We start from the raw sequence: 21,100 nt of genomic DNA, 5'->3' as shown, positions 1-21,100 counted from the left end.
TGAGACGGGAATCCGGTTTCTTTCTCTCGAGCGATCGAGGTTTCCGGCCATGCACACCCAGATGTTTCCCCGTCACGTTCATGCGCTCTTCATCTCCGATGTCCATCTCGGGACGCGCGGATGCCAGGCGGAGATGCTGCTTGAGTTTCTTCGCTGGCACGATGCCGAGACGATCTATCTCGTCGGCGATATCGTGGACGGCTGGCGGCTGAAGCGAAGCTGGTACTGGCCGCAGGCCCACAACGACGTCGCGCAGAAGCTGATGCGCAAGGGACGCAAGGGCGCTCGCATCGTCTACGTTCCCGGCAATCACGACGAGTTCCTGCGCAACTACCTCGGCACCCATTTCGGCGGTATCGAGGTGGTGAATTCCATCATCCACGAAACCGCCGACCACAGGCGCATGCTGGTGCTGCACGGCGATCAGTTCGACGTCGTAGTGCGCCACGCCAGATGGCTAGCCTTTCTCGGCGACTGGGCCTACGAGACCGCCCTCGGCGTCAACACCTACGTAAACCTCATCCGCCGCAAGCTCGGCTTCTCCTACTGGTCGCTGTCGGCCTGGGCGAAGCTGAAGGTGAAGGACGCGGTGAATTTCATCGGCGCTTTCGAAGATGCGCTCTCGCGCGAGGCGGAGCGGGTGGAGGCGGATGGCGTGATCTGCGGCCATATCCATCACGCGGCGCTGCGCGAGCAGAACGGCATCCGTTACATGAATTGCGGCGACTGGGTGGAAAGCTGCACCGCGTTGGTGGAGAACCACGACGGTCGCTTCGAGATCATTCGCTGGGCGGAAGTGGCCGCCGCCTATGCCGATGCGGGAACTGCGCCGGCCGCGAAGGTCGCCGCGTGAGGCCACGGCACCGCAAACGGGGGTGGCGATGCGCCTGACCATCGTGACGGATGCATGGTTTCCGCAGGTCAATGGCGTCGTTCATTCGTTGAACCGGATCACGACGGTGCTGCGCGGACAGGGCGACGAGGTCTCCGTCGTGGCGCCCGACCGGTTCCGCACCGTGCCGTGCCCGACCTATCCCGATATCCGGCTGTCGCTGGTCGGGCCGGGGCGGATCGCGCGGGTGATCGACGCGGAGAAGCCGGATCACGTGCACATCGCCACGGAAGGCCCGCTCGGGATGCTGGCCCGACGCCATTGCCTGAAGACCGGCATCGGCTTCACGACGAGCTATCACACCAGGTTTCCGGAATACGTCTCCGCTCGTTTCCCCCTGCCGGAAAGCTGGGCCTATGCCGTCGTCCGCCGCTTCCACAATTCCGGGCTGGGCTGCATGGTCGCCACGCCGTCGCTGGAAGCGGAACTCACCGCGCGCGGCTTCCGGCACCTCATGCGATGGTCGCGCGGCGTGGATGCGGACTTGTTCCATCCACGTCCGGAGGCGAACCTCGATCTGCCGCGCCCGATCTTCCTGAATGTCGGCCGTGTGGCGGTGGAGAAGAACCTGGAAGCGTTCTGCGCCCTGAACCTGCCGGGCTCCAGGGTGGTCGTCGGCGACGGACCGGCGCGCGCGGGCCTGCAGGCGCGCTTTCCCGACGTGCATTTCCTCGGCATGATGAAGGGCGAGGCGCTGGCGCAGGCCTATGCATCGGCCGACGTGTTCGTGTTCCCCAGCCGCACCGACACCTTCGGCAACGTCTTGCTGGAAGCGCTTTCCTCGGGCTTGCCGGTCGCGGCCTTTCCGGTGACCGGTCCGCGCGACGTCATCACCGATCCCAAGGTCGGCGTCCTCGATGTGGATCTCCGGAAGGCGGCACTCGCCGCCCTTGAACTTTCCGGCGCGGACGCGCGGCAGTTCGCGCAGGGGTTCAGCTGGGAGGCGAGCGCGGCGGCGTTCCGGAACAATATCCTTGCCGGGCATGGAGCTCTGGCGCAGAAAGCGGCCTGACCGATCCGCTTGAACAGGGGCGCCCCATGTCAGACCTTCCCGGCTATGCCGACATTCTGGAAGCAAGGGAGCGCATCGCCGGAGCGGCCGTGCGCACCCCGCTGATCCGCTCGCCGCAGCTTTCCGAGATGACGGGCGGGACGGTTTATCTGAAGCCGGAATGCCTGCAGCGAACGGGCTCGTTCAAGTTCCGGGGCGCGCGAAACGCGGTGCAGGCGTTGGGTGACGATGCCCGCGCGGGCGTCGTGGCCTGCTCCTCCGGCAACCACGCGCAGGGCGTGGCGGAAGCCGCCCGTCTGGCCGGGATCTCCTCCGTGATCGTCATGCCGAGCGATGCGCCGGTGCTGAAGCGCGAACGGACCGCCGCGTTCGGTGCGCGCGTCGTGCTTTACGACCGGGAGACGGAAGACCGCGAGGCGATCGCCGCCGACATCATCGCGGAAGAGGGGGGACATTTCATCCACCCCTACAACAATCGCCATGTCATTGCGGGCCAGGGGACGATCGGGCTCGAAGTCGCCGACGACCTGGAGGCCGCGGGCGTCGTGCCGGACGTGGTGATGGCGCCGGCCAGCGGCGGCGGGCTTGCGGCGGGCGTGACCCTGGCGCTCCGCGAGCGCTTTCCCGAGATCGCGTCCTATGTGGTTGAGCCCGAAGGCTTCGACGACTACGGCCGCTCGCTGCGGGCAGGCGAAGCGGTGCGGAACGAGCGTCTTTCCGGCTCCATCTGCGACGCGCTGCTGGCGTCGAAGCCGGGCGTCCTGACCTTCGCGCTCAACCGCGATCGCATGGCAGGCGGCCTTGCCGTCAGCGATGCCGAGGCGCTGCACGCCGTCGGCTTTGCCTCCGAGACGATGCGGCTGGTGCTGGAACCCGGCGGGGCCGTCTGCCTTGCGGCGGTGCTGGCCGGGCGGCTCGACCTCAGGGAAAAAACCGCCGTGATCGTCCTGTCCGGCGGCAATATCGATGACGAAATGCTGATGGATGCGGTGAAAGCCTACCGCCGCTCCGCCTGAACCGTCCGCGCCGGCGCTTCGAAGAACAGCATGTCGTCCTCGATATAGCGGCCCTTCTCGCCTTCCGGCGCGCTGGCGAAGACGTCTGCCGGCCGCTCGTCGGTCACCGTGGCAGCGGCAGGACGAGGGGCATGGCCAGTGGCAGCGGTCAGGGTCGTGGCCCCGGATAGCGTCGGGGGGATCTCTGCCGGCGCAGGGCCGGAGGACGTCGAGGCTGCGGGCAGCAGGCTTTCGGCAAGCTTCAGGAGGTCGTCGCCGGCCTTGCCCAGCATGGAACGGTGAAGCTCGGCCTGTTCCGGCCCCGCCGCGCGCAGGGAGGCGGCTCCCGACAGCGTCGTCGCGATGCGGCGGATCTCGGTGCCCACATGTTCCTGGCGAACTTCGCTGCGCAACAGGTCGATATTGTTCTCGACGCGCTTTAAAGCCTTCAGAAGGCCGCGCGTTTCCTGTGGCCGGGTGCGGCGAAGATATTCTGCAAGAAACAGCCGGCCCTTTGTTGTCGCCGACAGCGCCTGTAAAACATCTTCATAGTCCGAATCGGCGAGACGGCTCTGTGTGCGACCGGCCATGATTTTCCCTTGGGGCTGGCGCGATATTCGAGATCACTCCAGCCTGAGTCTTGATTAAACCTTTTAGAAAAGGATTAAACTTGAAACAATCAGGCTCCGGGACTGATTTTGCGATCCGCGCTTCGGCTTTCTGTGCCGTCGTTTTCTTCGCGAGCGGGATCATCTATCCGTTCCTGCCGGTCTGGCTGGCGGCGCGCGGGCTGGCCGATACCGAACTCGCCGCCGTTCTGGCCGCGCCCTTGTTCCTGCGCCCGATTCTCACCGCGCCCCTGGCTGCACTGACGGATCGCTTCCGCAACCTCGCCCACGCCGCCGCGGCCTTCGCCTTCGCGGCGGGCATCGCCTTCGCCTGCCTCGGCGCCGTCCACGGCTTCTGGCCGACCCTCGTCCTGACCGCGCTGGCGATCATGCTGTGGAACTTCCTGATTCCGCTGTCGGATGCGGTCAATCTCGTGGGCGTTCGGGATCACGGCCTGGTCTACGCGCGCCTGCGCATCTGGGGGTCCTTCGCCTTCATCGTGGCGAGCCTCATCACCGCCGCCGCGATCCGGCTAATCGCGCTGCCCGGCGTCTTTCTGCTGCTGACCGCGACCTTCCTGATCGGCGGCGTCATCTCGCTCGCAGTGCCGGAAGTCGGTCCCTCGCTCCCCTCGCGCGACGGGATCGGCTGGCGCACCGCGTTCTCCGAGCCGGTGATCCGGCGGGCTTTCCTCGGAGCCAGTTGCACCGTCGGCAGCCACGGCGCCTATTACACTTTCGCCAGCCTCTATTGGCACTCGATAGGCTTCAGCGCGTTCAGCATCGCTGCCATGTGGGCGGTCTCGGTGACGGCGGAATTGCTGGTGCTGTGGGTCGTCGGCCGCATTCCTCAGCCCGGGGCGCGCCGCTGTCTGGTGGCCGGCGCGCTCGTCGCCGTCCTTCGCTGGGCGTTCTTTCCCTTTGCCGTCGCGCCGGGCGCCGCGCTCTTGCTGCAGGCGCTGCACGCCATCACGTTCGCCTTCAACCATATCGGCGTGATGCGGGCGATCGGCTCGGTGAGCGCGCCCGGCCACACCGCGCGCCTGCAGGCGCTCTACCAGCTCACCAGTGGACTGGTGCTGGCAGTCGCGACACTCGCGGCGGGGCCGCTCTACCGCCTGTCGCCGGCCTACGCATTCTCGGTCATGGCACTGCTGGCCGGGGCAGGGCTGTTCTTCTCGTTCCCGCTGGAGCGAGGGCTTCACCCCCAGAGGGATGTCCCGGGCGGGGAGACCATCGCGCCTTCATAGAGGAGGCCGGGGTCGCGGTCGCGCGCGAGCAGCAGCGGTCCGTCGAGGTCCACGATATCGGCGCCCTGCGCCAGCAGCACGGCCGGCGCCATGGCGAGCGACGTGCCGACCATGCAGCCCACCATGATCGAAAAATCACGACGACGCGCTTCCCGGAAGAGGTCGAGCGCCTCGGTGAGCCCGCCCGTCTTGTCCAGCTTGATGTTGACGGCGTCGTACTTGCCGGCGAGCGCTTCGAGGTCCGCCGCCACGTGCAGGCTTTCGTCGGCGCAGATCGGCACCGGTCGATCCACCCCGCGCAGGAAATCGTCGGCTCCGGCGGGCAGCGGCTGCTCGATCAGCACCACGCCGGCTTCCCGGCAGGCAAGGCTGTTCGCCCCGAAATTCGCTTCGCTCCAGCCCTCGTTGGCGTCCACGATCAGGCGCGAGCGCGGCGCACCGGCACGCACGGCGAGAATACGCTCCACGTCGCCATCGCCGCCGAGTTTCACCTTGAGGAGCGGGCGCTCCGCCGCGCGGGCTGCCGCCGCCTGCATCGACGTGGGGTCGCCCAGGCTCAGCGTATAAGCGGTTTCCAATGGACGAAGATCGGAAAGACCCAGGCTGCGCGCGACCGATATGCCCGATCGCTTCGCCTCAAGATCCCAGAGCGCGCAGTCGACGGCGTTGCGCGCGGCCCCCGGATGAAGGCGCGTGCGCAGGCTCTCCCGGTCGAGATCCGTCGGGTCGAGGCTTTCGATCTCGGCGACGACGCTTTCCGGCGTCTCACCATAGCGCGGATAGGGGACGCATTCGCCTCGGCCCCGGTGGGTGCCGTCGGAGACTTCGACCACGACGACGACCGCTTCCGTGCGCGAGCCACGGGAGATGGTGAAGCTGCCGGCGATCGGCCAGCGTTCGATGGAAGCATGTAGCGCCGGCATCAGGGACGTGGGAACTCGGTTTCGAGACGCTCCACGATGGGCAAGACGCCCATGCGGATCGGATCCACGGCCGGCAGATCGAAGCGCTCGGAAAGCTGGCGAAGGCAGGCATCCGCCTCGGCGGCATCCAGGGCCGAGGTATTCACCGAAATCCCGACGCAGCGAATGTCCTGATTGTTGAGGCGGCCGTGGCGCACCGTCAGGTCGATCACATCTGCGACATCCGGGATAGGCGTGCGCACGTTTCTCATGGTCGTCCGCGTCGGCTCGTGGCAGACAATGAAGGCGTCGGGCTGGGCGCCATGCAGCAGCCCGAGCGATACGCCCGCGAAGGACGGATGGAAGAGCGAGCCCTGACCTTCAACGATCTGCCAGTGATCGGGCGCCGCTTCGGGCGTCAGCCATTCCACGGCGCCGGAAATAAAGTCGGCAATGACGGCGTCGATCGCGACGCCGCGGCCGGCGATCAGCACGCCCGTCTGTCCCGTCGCGCAGAATTCCGCATCGAAGCCGCGCGCCGACATCTCGCGTTCCAGCGCCAGCGCGGTGTACTTCTTGCCGATGGAGCAGTCGGTGCCGACCGTCAGCAGCCGCTTGCCGCTGCGCCGGAAACCCTTGCCGGTCGCGAACTGGCGGTCGGCATGGCGAACGTCGTGCAACCGCGCCCCGCGACGCTCGGCGGCCTCGCGGATCTCCGGGCTGGAGCCGAGGCGCATGTGCAGCCCGCTGGCGACATCCATGCCGGCCTCGATCGCCTCCACCACCGAAGCGACCCAGTTGTCCGGCAGCACTCCGCCGGGATTGACGGCGCCGATCACCAGTGTCCTCCCGCCCGCGGCGCGGCCTTCCGCGATCGTCATGTCGGGCAGGCCCGTATCGGCCTTGCAGCCTTCCAGCCGCGTCTGGCCGACGCACCAATCCGGGCGCCAATCGACCACGCCGGTCGCGGTCTTGGCCGCGAGCTGGTCAGGCACGTCGCCCAGGAAGAGAAGATAAGGTTTCTCAATGGACATTAGTCGTCCTGTGACTTTCCTGCTCTTGCCTGAACCACGGGAAATGGGCAGTTTCCCCGACATATGGACAGACCTAACACGCAACGGCGGATTCGTCAGCCTGGAACATCTTTGAAATGACAGCGGCTCTCGATGTCCAGACCGACGGCAATCGCTTCGTCCTGCGTCCGAAGGGATCGTGGGTCATTGCGGAGGCGGCCCAGCTCGACCGGGCGGTTCGCTCCAGCAGCGCGCCCGATCAGCAAGGCGGCAAGGACCTGCTGATCGACGTGGGCTCTGTCGATGCGCTGGATACGTCCGGTGCGTTCCTGCTCGCCCGCGTGGAGCGGCAATGGTCGGACGCCGGCCGCAAGGTGGAATGGAGCGGGGCGGACCACGCCCGCACCGTGCTGCTCGACCGGGTGCGCGCCGTCGTCGGCGAGGATGCCGAGCCGTTCCGCAAGCGGAGCTCGCCCAACATCCTGTCGGCCATCGGCGACGCCGTGCTCTCCACGGTCGATTACGCCGGCTACCTGCTGCGGATCTTCGGGGCGCTGGTGCTGCAGGTCGGCTATACGATCCGGCATCCGAGCAATCTTCGCTTTACGTCGATCCTTCACCAGATGGATTCCGCCGGCGTGCGCGCCATGCCGATCGTGCTGCTCCTCTCGCTGATCGTCGGCGGCATCATCGCGCAGCAGGGTGCGTTCCAGCTCCAGTATTTCGGCGCCTCCATCTTCGCCGTCGATCTCGTCGGCATTCTCGCCCTGCGCGAACTGGCGATGATCATCACGGCGATCATGGTAGCCGGCCGGTCCGGCAGCGCCATCACGGCCGAGCTCGGCTCCATGCGCATGCGCGAGGAAACCGACGCCTTGCAGGCCATGGGGCTCGACGCGATGAGCGTGCTGGTCCTGCCGCGCGTGATCTCGCTCGTCATCGTGCTGCCGCTGCTCACCTTCATGGCGGCCATGGCGTCGATTGCCGGGGCGATCTTCACGCTCTGGCTTTACGCGGGGATCTCGCCCACGGCCTTCATCGGCCGCTTCAAGGATGCGGTGACCCTTTCAACGCTCGCCGCCGGCCTCCTGAAGGCACCCTTCATGGCGATAATCATCGCGATTATCGCCTGCGCGGAAGGTATGCTCGTCCAGGGCAGCTCCGAATCGCTGGGTCGGCACACGACGGCTTCCGTTGTGAAAGGCATCTTCATGGTGATCGTCGTCGACGGTCTTTTTGCGATCTTCTATGCCGCTATCAACTTCTAAGGCCCCCGACGCCGAGCCGGAGACCATTCTCCAGACCAGCGGCCTCACCGTTGGCTTTGGCGGACGGACGATCCTGGAAAACCTGGACTTCGAGGTTCGGCGCGGCGAGATCCTGGCGATCGTCGGCGCATCCGGCACAGGCAAGTCCGTGCTGACGCGCGCCATCCTCGGCCTCGTCCCGCATCAGGCCGGCACGGTTTCCGCCTTCGGCGAGGAAATCGGCCCGAGCGGTCCGAGCGTGGAGATGGAAAAGCGCTGGGGCGTTCTCTTCCAGTTCGGCGCGCTCTTCTCCGCTCTCACCGTGGCGGAAAACGTCGCGGTGCCCATGCGCGAGTTCCTGAAGCTGCCGGAAGATCTGGTGCAGGACCTTTCCCGGTTGCGTATCGAAATGGTCGGCCTGAAGGCCAGCGACGGCGACAAGATGCCGTCCGAGCTTTCCGGCGGCATGATCAAGCGCGCCGCGCTCGCGCGCGCCCTCGCGCTCGATCCCGACCTCCTTTTCCTCGATGAGCCGACCTCCGGCCTCGATCCCATTTCCGCCGCCGGGTTCGATCAGTTGATCGTCGACCTGCGCAACACACTCGGCCTGACCGTGGTCATGGTGACGCATGACGTCGATACCCTGCACTCCATCGTGGACCGTATCGCGGTAATCGCGGAGAAACGTGTTCTGGTGGAGGGTGATCTCAATACGATGAAGACCTTCGATCATCCCTGGGTGAAGGAATACTTCCAGGGCGAACGGGCGCGGGCAGCTTTCGGATAGAAAAATGGAAACCAGAGCAAACTCAGCACTCGTCGGCGCCTTCACCCTGGTCGTCCTGGTGGTCGCGGCCCTGTTCGTCTACTGGCTGGAGCGCGGCACGAGCCAGAACAACAATTTGCCGATCTCGGTGATCTTCAACGATCCGGTGAACGGCCTCAGCGTCGGCGGACAGGTCGTGTTCAACGGCATCAAGGTCGGCGACGTGAAGGGCCTGCGGCTCGATCCGCAGCATCCGGGCCGGGTCATCGCGGACCTCGGCGTCGCCAGCACCACGCCGGTCAAGAAGGACACCAACGTCGCGCTCGGCTTCGCCGGCCTCACGGGCGTCGGGTATGTCGACCTTTCGGCGGGATCGCCCACGGCGCCGAGCATCTGGGCGGACAATCCCAATCCGACCATCGTCGCCCAGCGCTCCAGCATCCAGGACCTGATGGCCGGCGCGCGCACGATCCTCTCCACGACCAAGGACACGCTGAGCGCCGTGCAGAAGCTGGTGGACGAGAACTCCGGCGCGATCCACGATTCCATCGATAACGTGCGCACGCTCACGCAGTCGCTGGCCCAGAATTCCGGGCAGATCGGCGATTTCATGAGCAACGCCTCGACTGCCGCGAAGAGCATCGCCGATGTCAGCAACAAGCTGCACGGGATTGTCGATCGCGTTCAGGGCGTCGCCGATGCGATCGACCCGGAGAAGATCCGTGGCACCGTCGACAGCGTCAACAGCCTCGCGCAGTCCCTCGGACGCCACAGCGAGGACATCGACGCCATCGTGACGCGGCTCTCCACCGTCTCCAGCGACGTCAGCGCCTTCACCGCCCGCCTGCCGACGGTGGCGCAGAAGGTGGAGACCATCGTGGATGCGGTCGACCCCGGCAAGATCAGCCACCTCGTGGACCGCTTCGACCAGATCACTTCGGCGATCGATCCCGAGCGCATCCGCGCCACGGTCAACGGCATCTCCACCGTGGCCCAGACGCTGGGCGACCATAAGGCGGACATCGACACGCTGGTGACCAACCTCTCGGCGGCCTCGCGTGATTTCGCCGCCTTCACGCCGCGTCTGCCGTCGATCGGCGACAATGCCAACACGCTGCTCGCCAACGCCAACAAGGTCGTGGCATCGATCGACGAGCGGAAGGTCGGCGACACCGTGGACAGCATCCACACGTTTGCCGGCACGCTTCGCGACAACAGCCAGGATATCACCACCATCGTGGCGAACGTGAAGGCGACTTCGCAGCGGCTGGACGAGATCAGCCAGAAGGCGAACGCGCTGCTGGGCAACCTGAATACGATGACGGGTCCGCAGAACGGCCAGACGAACGGGCTGATCCAGCAGGCTCGCGAGACGCTGGCCTCGATCAAGACCGCGGCCGATACGTTCAACGTCCAGGTCAAGGGCATCGGCGCCGGTGTGGACAAGTTCAGCACACGCGGCTACGGCGAGCTCCAGGGGCTTGTCGGACAGACACAACGGACGGTAACGCATCTGGATAGTGTCATTACCGATCTGCAGCAGAATCCGTCGCAGTTCCTGCTGCACGGTGATCGGGCGCCGACCTATAACGGCCAGCGGCATTAAGGCGAGAGGTACCAACGTGCTGACGAGAACCTCCACCACAAAGCGCCTGCTGCCGCGGGCGGCCCTGCGGGCGGCCATTCTGGCGCTCGCGGCCAGCCTGGGCGCATGCTCGCTGATCATTCCGCCGAAGCCGAGCTCGATCTATGATCTGAAGGCCCCGCCTGCCTTCACCGTGCGGGGAACGAGCAGCGCGCAACTGCTGGTGCCGACGCCCACGACGCTGAAGTCGCTGGACAACAACCGCATCGCCGCCCGCCCGACCGAGCAGGAATACGCCTATCTGCCTCAGGCCAACTGGGTCGATTCGCTGCCGCGTCTGCTGCAGACCCGTCTTTCCGAGACACTGCAGAACACCGGCCGGGTTCACGCCGCGGCAGTGCCGGGACAGGGGCTGCTGATCGACTATCAGATCATCGTGGACATCAGGGCCTTTGAGCTGACCCGCGAGGGCGCCGTGGCGGACCTCGACGTCAAGTTGATGAACGACAAGACCGGCCGCGTGGTCAGCTCGCGCGAGTTCCGCGCCGTCGCCCCGGTTCAGGGACGCGCCGCCGAGGCGGTGGTGGCTGGCCTGGACCAGTCCATGGCATCGGTTTTTGAGCAGATCACGAACTGGGTCATCGGCCAGACCTGAAAGCCCACTGCGCTTCGAGTCTCCTGAAACCCCGCCGGTCTCCGGCGGGGTTTTTCTTTGGCCGGTCGAACAGCGATGCTTTCAGCACGGCAGATGGCGGATGGGCTGCACGCCTGCGCGGACATCGTTGGCCGAGGCTGATATGGTCGGGCCATGCAGACCGCGGTCATCTACATCGGAGCGGCCTTGGCGGAGATCGCGGGCTGCTTCGCCTTCTGGGCCTGGCTGCGCATGAGCAAGTCTGCGTGGTGGCTCGTTCCGGGCTGCACATCGCTGGTGCTCTTCGCCTGGCTCCTGACACGGGCCGACACGTCAGACGCCGGGCGGGCCTATGCCGCCTATGGCGGCATCTACATCACGTCTGCGCTGGTGTGGCTCTGGTGGGCGGAAGGTGTGCGGCCCGATCGATGGGATCTGGGAGGTGCTTTCCTTTGCCTGCTCGGTGCCGGCCTGATCTTCTTTGGCCCGCATCGAGCCTGATCCCGCTATCCGGGGCTCGGCCATTACCACCGTGTCCCTGTTCGAACAGGGCAGGGTCCTGTCCCTCTCGTCGAACGAGTCTTGGGCTGAGTATCTCTCGATGCCCTTTCCGCAGCCTGGCTTCCCGCGAGTGAGGTGGAGGGGCGGCCCGCAAGCTACCGCCGTTCCGGCAGCAGCACGCCCGAGCCAAACCGCCGGGGAGCCCCCGAACGTTCGGGGGCGCTGTGGGGGAGGGCTTGAGGACCTGCCCGTCCGATCCGACAAATGAAAAAAGGCCGCCGCACCGGGGTGCGACGGCCTGTTATCAGGCGAGGTGCCTAACCCCTCAGTTCAGCTTCCCTGAAGCATGCGCCAGCATGGTGTAGACCTTACCGGTATCCGAGGTCAGGTAGCTCCGGGCCACCTGCGGGTCGCTGCCGTTCTGCGACACCTGGTCGAGGAGCCGCTCGAAGTCGCCGACGTAATTATCGACCGCCTTGCGGAAGTCGCCGTCGCGCTCGTACTTGCGGCGGATCTCGTCGAAGGTCTTCTGGCCCTGCAGCGTGTAAAGGCGGCGAGTGAAGACGCTCTGCTCGCCGCGGCGATGACGATCCCAGAGTTCGACGGCCGCTTCATGGTCGATCGCCCGCGCCACGTCGAGGGACAGGGCGCTGAGTGACTCCGCGACCTGCTCGGGCGAACGCTGCGGCGAAGGCTCGGCCTGGGTTTCCGCCGAAGCCCGGTGGGCGGTTTCCGCATCGTCGCTGTCCTTGGAGGAAGCGCGACGAAGCAGGTCGGCCACCCAGCCACGGCCTTCCTGGGCGCGACCTTGTGCAGGACGCGGCTCGGATGGCCGGACAACTTCCGCCGTCGCGCCGGCCTTTGCCGGAGCTTCCGGAGAGGAGCTCGCGGGCGCGGCGGGACGCGGATTGGCTCGAGCCGTTCCGTTGCTCCCGAACTTCACCAGGAAGGACGGAACGGCGAGTGCGGGCGCGGGCTCGGCCGCTTCGGGCTCGTCCCGCGCCGGCTCCGCGCGAGCGGGTTCGCTCCGCGCACTCTCGCCACGCTCAACATGACCTCGCCCGCCGTGAGCAGGAGCGTCATTGACGGAAGGGGTCCGCAGAAGCCGGGCTGCCGAGCCCGAAGCGACGGTCTGGACCGGCGCATCCAAAGCCAATGCGGCTTCAAGTTCGTTGCCAAAGTCCGGCTGTGTCACCCGTGCGGCAGGTGCCGGAGCACGCTGGGGCGCAGGGGCGCGCGGAGCTTCCGCCGGGCGCTGGGGTGCCGCGGATGCGGGACGGGCGACCGGCTGGGGAGCCGGAGCTGCGGGACGGGCCGCATTGGGAGCCGCCGGCGCGGCGCGCTGCTCCCGAGATACCTGCTGGGCCGGAGCCGGACGGGCAGGAGCCGCCTGCGGTGCTGCCGGGGAGACCCGGGCCGACAGGCCGGCCGCGTTGGGCCGAAGCTCCGCCGCCGGTGACTGTGCGGCTGTCACGGCCGGCCGGGTTGCGCGATCGTCCCCGTTGCGAGCAATGACCGGGGCATTCTGCTCGGCAGGCACATCATTGCGGGGAGCGGCGACGGGCTGCGGGGCCGGTACGGAGCGGACGGGTGCCGCCTGTTGTGCACTCGGCTGTGCGTGCGGTTGGGCCGAAGCAACCCCGTGCGCTTCCGGTTCCGCGCGCTGCGGCGCGGGGCCGGGAGTCGGGACCGAGGCGGGCGCGGTCGGCCGGACAGGCCGATTGTCTTCGCGCCTTGCCGGGGCCGCGGGAATTGCCGCGACGGCAGGGCTGCCGATGTCTCCGCCCAGCCGGGCCACCATGTTGGAAAGCTCGGCGATCGCCTTCACCTGGTCCGTGATCGCACGGCGCATCGTGTCGGAGGCGTCGCGCGCATCCTGCGGCATCTGCAGCAGGCTGCGCTTCAGCTCCTCGCGAGTCTTGTCGAGCTCGCGCTGCAGGGTGCCGACGGCTCCACGCATATCCTCCGCGGTGCCGGAGAAGCGGCGAGAGGCGCCGTCCATGGCTTCGCCGATCTCGGTGACCAGCGCCTGGATCGCCGTGCGGATGCTCTCGTCGGAACCGCCGGTCGTTTCCCGGATGGCGCGGTCGAGATCCGCATGGGCGGCCTGGATACCTTCCACGGCGCGGCGACCTTCGGAGACGGCGGCATGCCGCATCGCCTCGAACTGGCCGATGGCGTCGCGCGCGGCTTCTTCCGCACGCCGACCGAGAGCGTCGCCAAGGGCGCGGACGCGGTTTTCGACCGAGTCGACCGTTTCCGACACCTTGCCGGCAGCGAGCGTGGTGGACTCCTCCGTCAGACGGCTGACGGCGGCGGCCAGGTTGCGGAAGCGCTCCTCGGCATCGCCCAGGGCCGCGCTAATCCGGCCGGACGCATCGCGGGTCTGCTCGTTGCTGAGCCGCTCCAACTCCTCGCCCATCCGGTTGATCTCTCCGGAAAGATCGCCGACCTGCTGGCCGGCATTCGCCATGGCCTGGGCGAGGGCGGCGCCGGCACGGCGGGCGGTGTCCTCGGTGGTGCGGCTCATCGCCTGCGCCACGGTGCTGATCCGGTCCTCGGCGCTGCCGAGCGTGTGGTTCACGAGGTCGTTCAAGCGGCCGAGACGTTCCTCGACGGCCTGCACCTGTTCGGCGAGACCGCCGGAGAGATGCTCCAGCACCTCGCGGCGTTCGTCGAAGCCGCCGCGCATGGTCTCGTTGGTTTCCACGAGCTGGGCCGCGGTTCCGGACAGAGTCTGCGCTTCCGTGTCGATCTGGCCGGCAATGGTGCGGATGTCGCGGAGCACATAGGTCGAAACGTCGCGAAGCGTCTTGATCTGGTCGGAAAGGAGGGCGTGCGAAGAGCCCGTCTCGCGCGCCGCGGCGTCGAGCGCGTTGCGCAGGCCGACCGTCTGCTCCGACAGGTTGCTTTCGATGGTCGCCAGCTGCTCGCCGCTGCCGGAGAGCACGCCTTGCAACTGCTTGTGGGTGTCCTCCAGCTGGGTGAGCATGTCCACGATATCGGAGCGGAAGCGATCGTTCGTGCCGGTGATGGCATCCAGGATGCTGCGGGTCTGCGTGCCCAGCGTGGAAAGCAGGCGGCGGACGCTGGCATCCAGTGCATCGCCGGCCTGATCGGCCTGTGCGCCGATCGCCTCCACGACGCTGCGGCCCTGTGCCTCCAGATTCTCCAAAAGCGCGTTGCGGCGCTGGTCGAGTTCGTCGAGAAGGCCGCGTGCGGAGCTTTCCATGTCGGCCGCAAGACCCTGGGTCCGGCTGTCCAGCCCTTCCAGAAGCTCACGGCTGCGCGTGGCAACCTCTTCGGAAAGACCGCGCGTGCGGTTTTCCACGGTTTCGATCAGGCCGCGCGTCGTGGCGTCCACGCCTTCGGTGAAGGTTCCGCTGCGCTCTTCCAGCGCAGCCACGAGCGCGCGGCTTCGGTCGTCGAGCCCGTCCGTCAGGCCCTGCGTGCGGCCCGCGATCTCGTCAACGAGGTTGCGCGAGGTCGCCCCGATGGTTTCGGCGACGGACTGCGTGCGTTCGCGGACATTCTCCAGCAGCGTCTGCGAGGTTTCCTCCAGGCTGTCGCGGAACTCGCGGGCGCGTTCCTGCAGGTCCTCGATGAGGGCGCGGCTGCGCTCGTCGATGCCGCCATTGAGGCCCTGCGAACGCGCGTCGAGTTCTTCCAGGAGGCGACGGGTGCTTTCGTCGAAGCCCTCGGTAAGGCTGCCGGAGCGACGGCTGATCTCTTCCATGAGAGCACGGGCGCTCTCGTCGAAGCCATCGGTGATGCCGCGGGAATGCAGGATGATGTCCTGAACCAGCTGGCGGCGGGCTTCCTCCAGCCCGTCGGTGACGGTGCGCGTGCCTTCCTGAAGACCGTCGACCAAGCGGCGGGTGCGCTCTTCGAGCGAGGCTTCCAGGTCGCGGCCATGCGTTTCCAGCGTCTCGGAGAACGCGCGGGTCTGGCCGGCAACGCCGTCGAGCACACCGCGGGCGCGTTCCTCGATCTGGGAGAGCACGTCGGTGGAATGGTTGTCGAAGAGGTTGGCGAGCTCGCTCTGCCGATGGGCCAGCATCTCGCGCAGCGCCGCCGCACGCTCTTCCAGCGTGCCGGAAGTTTCCTCCAGCGCCGTCTGGAAGCTGTTGGCCCGGTCGGTGAACCGGCCTTCCGCGGAAACCAGCTGGTCGGCGAGGTTGCGGTTGACCTCCTGCATCCGGCTGGCCAGCGCTTCCGTGAGATCGCGGGTCTGGTCGGCCAGGGCATCGTTCAGGCCGGAGAGGCGATCGTCCAGGGCGACGCCGATCACGTTCTGCCCGTTGGTGAAGCCTTCGGCCAGTTCGCGGGTGCGGGCGACCAGCATCTCGTTGATGTGCTGGGCACGATCGTCGAGCGCCGTGTCGATGCGCGACAAGCGCTCCGAGAGGGTTTCGGCCAGCACGTCGCCGCGACGGCCGAAGTTGTCGGCGGCGTCGTCGAGCCGGTCGGTGATGCGGCTCTGGAAATCTCCAAGACGGCCGGTGAAGGCGCTCTCGACAGTCTCCGTCGACGCATCGAGGCGGGCGACCGCGCGGTCCGTCGCGTCGGTCAGCCGGTTCTCCAGCTCGCCCAGGGGGCCGGTGAGGGTGCCCTCGATCCGCTCGGCGGAGCTGTTGAGGCGCACGACGGCGCCCTCGGCAACACTGGAGATGCGCGTTTCGAACTCGCTGAGCGGGGCGGCGAAGGATCCCTCGATCCGCTCGGCCGCGCTGGACAGGCGGCTGACCGCGCCGTCCGTGCTTTCGGAAATGCGGGTCTCGAACTCGCCGAAGCGGCCGGTGACGGCCGTCTCAATCGTCTCGGCAGAGCCGGTCAGGCGGTTGGCGGCCTTTTCCGCCGTCTCGCCGAGGCGGGAGGCGAAGTCGCCGAGATCGACCTTGACCCGGTCGTTGATGTCTTCCAGCCGGGCATCGATCGCCGCGCCGAAGGCTTCGGTGCGCTCGCCGATGCTGGCAGCGACTTCGCCGCCGCGGGTGGAGAGAAGGTCCGCCAGCCGGCCGAGATGGTCGCTTATTTCGGTCTGGATGCGCTCGCTGCGCTCCGTCAGGGCGGTGCCGACATTTTCGGTCGAGCCACGAAGCGCGTTCTGGATATCCTCCAGTTCGCCACGCAAACCCTCGGCTGCCTGACGGCCGGATTCGAGGAAGCGGCGGTCGGCGGAAGCCAGGGCTTCCTCGACCGTGTCGATCAGCGATCCGATATCGCCGGAAAGCGAATCCTTCACCGCTCCGAAGCGCTCATGCGCGGCCAGGAGCATCGCCTCGATGCCGCCGATGCGGCCGGAAAGAGCGGAGCCCAGGTCCTCGCTGGTGTCGTTCAGGCGCTGGTTGGCCTGTTCGAACGCGGCATGGATGCGGTCGGCGCGTTCGCCGATGCGCTCCACCAGCCCGTGGCCGGTGCCGCTCAGACGCTCATCCGCGCCGGCAAGCGCCTGCTCCACGGCGGCGAGCCGCTCGGCCAGCGTCGCGTTGATGCGCTCGCCGGTCTGCTCGATGCGGGTGTTGGCGGAGCCGAGTGCCGCTTCCACGGCATCGACACGACTGCCGATCTCGCCGACCACGTCGCGGCCGGTGCTGGTGAAGCTGTTCTGGACGCCGTTGAGCGCCGTTTCGATGGCTTCGATCTGCTCGCGGATGCCGCGCTCCACAGTGCCGCCCGTCTCGCCGAAGCGAGCATTGGCGGCCGACAGCATCTCGGAGGCCGCCTCGATCTGGCGACGCATCGCCTCGCTGACCTCGATACCCTTGCCGTCCAGGCGAGCGGTGACGTCGGCCGCGGCCGCTTCCACCGTCTCCACCTGGCTGATCATACCGCGCGAGATTTCCTGGCCGGTCTGGCCAAGGCGCTCGATCACGGCGCGGGAGCGCTGGTCCAGCGCGGTGGAGACGATATCGGCGGCGCGTTCAAGCCGGCTCGCGGTCGATTCTGAATGATCGGTGATCCGGGTCGAGATCTCGTCGCCCTTTGACTGCAGCCGGGTGGCCAGCGCCTCGCCGTCCACGGTAACGGCGCGGGTGATCGCCTCGCTGGCGCCCTCCAGCTTGCCCAGAAGCTCGGACGAATTCTCCGTCAAAGTGGTCGCCAGCTGCTCGCGCGCTTCCACGAGACGGCGGGTGATGTCGTCGGTGTTGGCGGTGACGCTGCGGTCGATCTCGCCGCTGGTGCGAGCCATCTCGGCCATCAGTTCGCCGCCGCGCTCGGTGAAGGAGCGCACGGCCCGGCCGTTGGTCTCCTCAAGCCGCGCGATGACCTGGTCGCTGTTGGTCGTGACCATCTGCGCGAGGCTGTCGGCGGATTGCGCTATGCGGCGGAGAAGATCCTCGCCCAGCGTGTTGAAGTTTCGCGACAGATTGTCGGCCAGGCCGTTCACGCGCTCGTCGCCAAGCGCGCCGATCAGCGAGCCGGTGCTTTCGTTGAAGCGCGCGACGATCGCGTCGCCGCGTTCGCTGATGACGCCGGAGAAATTGTCGCTGGCTTCGTTGAGGCGCGCGACGAGGTGGTCCGTGCGCTCGGTGACGATGCCGGAGATCGCGTCGCCGCCCTGGGTAAAGGCGGTGGTGATCTGCTCGGACCGGGCGGCGAGGAGGTCGGAAAGCGCGCGGGCGGCCTGGTCGGCGCGGTTGGTGATCTCTTCCGTGGTGGAAGCGAGGTCGCCGGAAAGCGAGTCCCGCGCGCCGCTGATGGCGGAACGGACACGCTCGGCGTTCTGGATGATCGCTTCGCGTTCCGTCACGAGATCGTCGACGAGGCGGCGGATGCGCAGTTCGTTGTCGGTATAGGAGCGTTCGAGGCTGGCCACTTCGTTATGGACCAGCGTTTCCAGTTCGCTGGCGCGCGCCAGGGCACGCTCGATCCCGTCGCCCATGGCCGCGACCTCGCGGCGGATCGCCTGGCCGACGCTGACGACGGATTCCTTGGCGATGTTCTCCGGCTCGGCGAGGCGAAGAGCCACTTCCGTCAGCGTGCGGGAAACGACGCGCATTTCCTGGCTGCGCCAGACGAGGATCGCGATGGACCAGCAGAGGAAGAGCGGCGCCACGATCACCAGGGCGAGGGCGCCCATCCGGGTCATGCCGCTCAGCGAATTCAGGCCGAAGAGGTCCTGATGCCAGAGGTTCAGGCCGAGCGCGACGCCGAGACCGATCCAGATCACGCTGATGACCAGCGCCGTCCAGAGGGGGGTGTAGGAGGGGCGGCGCTGCAGCGCGAAGAGGAGGTTGCCGACGGAGCGGACGTCGTCATTGGCGGCGCGCTGGGCGCGGGCGCGTTCCTGCGCGCGCTGGCGTTCGTTGCGCGACGGCTCGCCGGCGGCAGCTTCGGGTCGGGACGTATCCGGCCGCTGGGCAGGGCGCTGCTGGCCGTTCGGCGCGGTCTGGCGGGGCTGGCCCGGCTGCGCGGCGGCAGGAGACCCGGAGGCGGCGGGCTTCTGCGCTGCGGTATCCGACGTGGCGTTCTGTGCGTTCTGGGCGGGGGCGCGAAGGGGAGAGCGGGCTCCCGCGACCGGGCCCGGCGATCCGGCGGCTGGCTGGGAAGCCTGGGCGTCTTCGCTTCCGACGGGGTTCCTGGCCGGCTGATCCACGGGCTGGGCGTTCGGTTGTCCGGCTGCGCGGGCTCCTCGGAATTCGCTCGAGAAGTCGATCTTCAGCGCTTCCTCGACCGCCGAGAGAGCAGCTTCTGTCGCGTCCGCCTTCGGAAGTTTGCTCATTTTTTCAGTCGCCTCGGTCCGTACACAACACAAAACGGACGCACTGCCGCACCTGCGACAGGCAACGGAGAGGGCATCGGAATGGCTTCCCCAAAGGGGGTACCGACCTGCCTCGCGCCGTCTTCATCCGGTCGTCAGCCCAGCATGCGCCGGAGCAACCCGAGTACAGTGATCCTGTGATCACAGCTTCAGGTGTTCACAGTGTACTGGTGAAATCCTGATGCCGAAAGAAAAAACCAATTCCGTCGAAAATTCGTCCCATGGAATCTCCGAACGCGAATAACGGCCTAAGCGGGCGATCCGAAGTCCCGTATCAGCCTGGTACAACTCCGCGGCCCGGGACCGCATTGGCCGGCCGAGCGTTGCATCCGCGGGCGGGCAGCCGCCCAGGCACTTGCGACCGCTGCGCAACATCATATCTCGGTTGAGGAAAGCCAGAAGCCGCGAGCGTCTTCTCCACCTGAGGTTCGGTTTCCGCAGGGCCGCCGAGGGCGATCCGAGCTTGACTCACCCGTATCCCGGTCTAAACCCGACCGGCTTTTCAAATCGACAGAGCAAGATGGCAAAAATTACCTTCATCGCACCTGACGATACGCGCTACGACGTCGAGGCAGAAACAGGCTCCACCGTGATGGAAGCCGCGGTCCGGAACGGCGTTCCGGGGATCGAGGCGGAATGCGGCGGCGCCTGCGCCTGTGCGACCTGCCACGTCTATGTGGATCCCGAGTGGCAGGAGGTTACCGGCGAGCCGGAAGCCATGGAAGAGGACATGCTCGATTTCGCCTATGATGTCAGGCCGAATTCGCGTCTGTCATGCCAGATCCGTATCTCGGAGGCCCTGAACGGCCTCGTCGTCAATCTGCCCGAGCGGCAGGCCTGATCGGCCGCCGCTAGATCGTTCCGGAGCGTTCATGCTGTCGAATTTCGTCGAAACGGATGTGGTGATCATCGGCGCGGGCCCCTGCGGCCTCTTCGCCGTTTTCGAACTCGGCCTCCTCGATCTCAAATGCCATCTCATCGACATTCTCGATCGCCCGGGCGGCCAGTGCGCCGAGCTCTATCCGGAAAAGCCGATCTACGACATTCCGGGCCTGCCCGAGGTTTCCGGCCAGGGCCTGGTCGACAACCTCCTGAAGCAGATCGAGCCGTTCGCGCCCGAGTTCCACTTCGGTGAGATGGTGACGGAGATCGAGCGCACGGAAGACGGCGCTTTCCGCGTCCGCACCGATACGGGCACGGCGCTTCTCGCCAAGGTCGTCGTGATCGCGGCCGGCGGCGGCTCCTTCCAGCCGAAGCGCCCGCCGATCGCCGGCATCGAGAATTACGAGCAGAAGAGCGTCTTCTATTCCGTGCGTCGGATGGAAGATTTCCGCGACCATCACCTGGTCGTCGTCGGCGGCGGCGATTCCGCGCTCGACTGGACGCTGAACCTGCAGCCGCTCGCAAAGAGCGTGACGCTTATCCATCGCCGGCCGGAATTCCGCGCCGCACCCGACAGCGTCAACAAGATGTTCTCGCTGCAGGAGCGCGGCGAGATCCTGTTCGAGCAGGGGCAGGTGTCAGCCCTCAAGGGCGAGAACGGTCACCTCGAGTCGATCACCGTGAAGGGGCCGAACGGCGAGGTGGATATTGCCTGCACGCGGCTTCTGCCGTTCTTCGGGCTGACCATGAAACTCGGTCCCGTGGCGGAGTGGGGCCTCAATCTGGAGGAAAACCTCGTCACGGTGGATACCGAGAAGTTTCAGACCTCCGAACCCGGCATCTTCGCCATCGGCGACATCAACTACTATCCGGGCAAGCTGAAGCTCATCCTCTCCGGCTTCCACGAGGCGGCGCTGATGGCACAGGCGGCCAAGCGGATCGTCAATCCGGACGCGCGCGTCGTCTTCCAGTACACGACCTCGTCGTCCAGCCTGCAGAAGAAGCTCGGAGTCATCTGACGCACGGGCACGCGGGCGGCTCGTCGGTA

General features: G+C 66.9%; 15 protein-coding genes. 11 read left to right on the top strand and 4 right to left on the bottom strand.

Annotation, left to right across the window (positions count from 1 at the left end; translation table 11 throughout):
- The first annotated feature begins 49 nt into the window (after window positions 1-49).
- Genes BMY25_RS07165 through BMY25_RS07155 form a run of 3 tightly spaced genes read left to right on the top strand, consistent with a single transcriptional unit; the run spans window position 50 to window position 2,920 of the window.
- Window positions 50-853, top strand: coding sequence for a UDP-2,3-diacylglucosamine diphosphatase (locus tag BMY25_RS07165; protein WP_092495956.1), 804 nt, complete (start codon window positions 50-52; stop codon window positions 851-853).
- A 28-nt stretch (window positions 854-881) separates the two neighbouring features.
- The gene (locus BMY25_RS07160) at window positions 882-1,904 is read left to right on the top strand and encodes a glycosyltransferase family 4 protein (protein WP_092496136.1); all 1,023 of its coding nucleotides are present in this window, start codon (window positions 882-884) and stop codon (window positions 1,902-1,904) included.
- A 26-nt stretch (window positions 1,905-1,930) separates the two neighbouring features.
- On the top strand, window positions 1,931-2,920 hold the full coding sequence (locus BMY25_RS07155; RefSeq protein WP_092495955.1) for a threonine ammonia-lyase: 990 nt from the start codon (window positions 1,931-1,933) through the stop codon (window positions 2,918-2,920).
- Here the strand turns inward: BMY25_RS07155 and BMY25_RS07150 are convergent.
- Window positions 2,902-3,489 (bottom strand): hypothetical protein, encoded by a 588-nt coding sequence (locus BMY25_RS07150; protein ID WP_092495954.1) that lies wholly within the window; start codon window positions 3,487-3,489, stop codon window positions 2,902-2,904. The two genes, BMY25_RS07155 and BMY25_RS07150, sit on opposite strands and share 19 nt — an antisense overlap.
- 80 nt (window positions 3,490-3,569) lie before the next feature.
- On the opposite strand from BMY25_RS07150, the gene BMY25_RS07145 reads away from it, so the two are divergent.
- The gene (locus tag BMY25_RS07145) at window positions 3,570-4,757 is read left to right on the top strand and encodes an MFS transporter (protein WP_177176761.1); all 1,188 of its coding nucleotides are present in this window, start codon (window positions 3,570-3,572) and stop codon (window positions 4,755-4,757) included.
- Here BMY25_RS07145 and dgcA read toward each other — a convergent pair.
- Both dgcA and dgcN read right to left on the bottom strand, forming a co-directional pair.
- On the bottom strand, window positions 4,709-5,680 hold the full coding sequence (gene dgcA / locus BMY25_RS07140; RefSeq protein WP_092495952.1) for an N-acetyl-D-Glu racemase DgcA: 972 nt from the start codon (window positions 5,678-5,680) through the stop codon (window positions 4,709-4,711). The genes BMY25_RS07145 and dgcA overlap by 49 nt on opposite strands.
- On the bottom strand, window positions 5,680-6,693 hold the full coding sequence (gene dgcN / locus BMY25_RS07135; protein WP_092495951.1) for an N-acetyltransferase DgcN: 1,014 nt from the start codon (window positions 6,691-6,693) through the stop codon (window positions 5,680-5,682). The genes dgcA and dgcN overlap by 1 nt, the downstream gene beginning before the upstream one ends.
- Before the next feature lie 116 nt (window positions 6,694-6,809).
- Here dgcN and BMY25_RS07130 point away from each other — a divergent pair, with 116 nt between their 5' ends.
- The 5 genes from BMY25_RS07130 to BMY25_RS07110 all read left to right on the top strand — a co-directional run bounded on the left by BMY25_RS07130 (window position 6,810) and on the right by BMY25_RS07110 (window position 11,405).
- Window positions 6,810-7,940, top strand: coding sequence for an MlaE family ABC transporter permease (locus BMY25_RS07130; protein ID WP_092495950.1), 1,131 nt, complete (start codon window positions 6,810-6,812; stop codon window positions 7,938-7,940).
- The gene (locus tag BMY25_RS07125) at window positions 7,921-8,706 is read left to right on the top strand and encodes an ABC transporter ATP-binding protein (protein ID WP_092495949.1); all 786 of its coding nucleotides are present in this window, start codon (window positions 7,921-7,923) and stop codon (window positions 8,704-8,706) included. Before BMY25_RS07130 ends, BMY25_RS07125 begins: the two co-directional genes overlap by 20 nt.
- 4 nt (window positions 8,707-8,710) lie before the next feature.
- On the top strand, window positions 8,711-10,291 hold the full coding sequence (locus BMY25_RS07120) for an MlaD family protein (RefSeq protein WP_092495948.1): 1,581 nt from the start codon (window positions 8,711-8,713) through the stop codon (window positions 10,289-10,291).
- Window positions 10,292-10,307: 16 nt separating this feature from the next.
- On the top strand, window positions 10,308-10,925 hold the full coding sequence (locus tag BMY25_RS07115) for an ABC-type transport auxiliary lipoprotein family protein (RefSeq protein WP_177176760.1): 618 nt from the start codon (window positions 10,308-10,310) through the stop codon (window positions 10,923-10,925).
- 153 nt (window positions 10,926-11,078) lie between these two features.
- Complete coding sequence (locus BMY25_RS07110) at window positions 11,079-11,405, top strand: YnfA family protein (RefSeq protein WP_092495946.1); 327 nt, start codon at window positions 11,079-11,081, stop codon at window positions 11,403-11,405.
- A gap of 325 nt (window positions 11,406-11,730) precedes the next feature.
- Here BMY25_RS07110 and BMY25_RS07105 read toward each other — a convergent pair whose 3' ends face one another.
- Window positions 11,731-19,131: an apolipoprotein A-IV repeat region-like domain-containing protein gene (locus BMY25_RS07105; protein WP_092495945.1), complete on the bottom strand. Its 7,401-nt coding sequence runs from the start codon at window positions 19,129-19,131 to the stop codon at window positions 11,731-11,733.
- A 559-nt stretch (window positions 19,132-19,690) separates the two neighbouring features.
- Between BMY25_RS07105 and BMY25_RS07100 the strand changes: the two genes are divergently transcribed.
- Both BMY25_RS07100 and BMY25_RS07095 read left to right on the top strand, forming a co-directional pair.
- A complete protein-coding gene (locus BMY25_RS07100; RefSeq protein ID WP_092495944.1) occupies window positions 19,691-20,011 on the top strand; it encodes a 2Fe-2S iron-sulfur cluster-binding protein in 321 nt (106 codons plus the stop codon).
- Window positions 20,012-20,042: 31 nt separating this feature from the next.
- Window positions 20,043-21,071, top strand: a complete 1,029-nt coding sequence (locus BMY25_RS07095; protein ID WP_428976942.1) for an NAD(P)/FAD-dependent oxidoreductase — start codon at window positions 20,043-20,045, stop codon at window positions 21,069-21,071.
- Window positions 21,072-21,100: the final 29 nt, after the last annotated feature.

The sequence above is a fragment of the Faunimonas pinastri genome (assembly GCF_900110915.1).
GTDB classification, from domain to species: Bacteria; Pseudomonadota; Alphaproteobacteria; order Rhizobiales; family Afifellaceae; genus Faunimonas; species Faunimonas pinastri.
Note: the sequence above shows the minus strand (reverse complement) of the source record. Positions and strands in the feature narration are given on the sequence as shown.

Excerpts from the sequence above, each read along its gene's own strand:
- BMY25_RS07165 (WP_092495956.1), top strand. The coding sequence starts at position 50 with ATGCACACCCAGATGTTTCCCCGTCACGTTCATGCGCTCTTCATCTCC.
- BMY25_RS07160 (WP_092496136.1), top strand. The coding sequence starts at position 882 with ATGCGCCTGACCATCGTGACGGATGCATGGTTTCCGCAGGTCAATGGC.
- BMY25_RS07155 (WP_092495955.1), top strand. The coding sequence starts at position 1,931 with ATGTCAGACCTTCCCGGCTATGCCGACATTCTGGAAGCAAGGGAGCGC.
- BMY25_RS07150 (WP_092495954.1), bottom strand. The coding sequence starts at position 3,489 with ATGGCCGGTCGCACACAGAGCCGTCTCGCCGATTCGGACTATGAAGAT.
- dgcA (WP_092495952.1), bottom strand. The coding sequence starts at position 5,680 with ATGCCGGCGCTACATGCTTCCATCGAACGCTGGCCGATCGCCGGCAGC.
- dgcN (WP_092495951.1), bottom strand. The coding sequence starts at position 6,693 with ATGTCCATTGAGAAACCTTATCTTCTCTTCCTGGGCGACGTGCCTGAC.
- BMY25_RS07130 (WP_092495950.1), top strand. The coding sequence starts at position 6,810 with ATGACAGCGGCTCTCGATGTCCAGACCGACGGCAATCGCTTCGTCCTG.
- BMY25_RS07125 (WP_092495949.1), top strand. The coding sequence starts at position 7,921 with ATGCCGCTATCAACTTCTAAGGCCCCCGACGCCGAGCCGGAGACCATT.
- BMY25_RS07120 (WP_092495948.1), top strand. The coding sequence starts at position 8,711 with ATGGAAACCAGAGCAAACTCAGCACTCGTCGGCGCCTTCACCCTGGTC.
- BMY25_RS07110 (WP_092495946.1), top strand. The coding sequence starts at position 11,079 with ATGCAGACCGCGGTCATCTACATCGGAGCGGCCTTGGCGGAGATCGCG.
- BMY25_RS07105 (WP_092495945.1), bottom strand. The coding sequence starts at position 19,131 with ATGAGCAAACTTCCGAAGGCGGACGCGACAGAAGCTGCTCTCTCGGCG.
- BMY25_RS07100 (WP_092495944.1), top strand. The coding sequence starts at position 19,691 with ATGGCAAAAATTACCTTCATCGCACCTGACGATACGCGCTACGACGTC.
- BMY25_RS07095 (WP_428976942.1), top strand. The coding sequence starts at position 20,043 with ATGCTGTCGAATTTCGTCGAAACGGATGTGGTGATCATCGGCGCGGGC.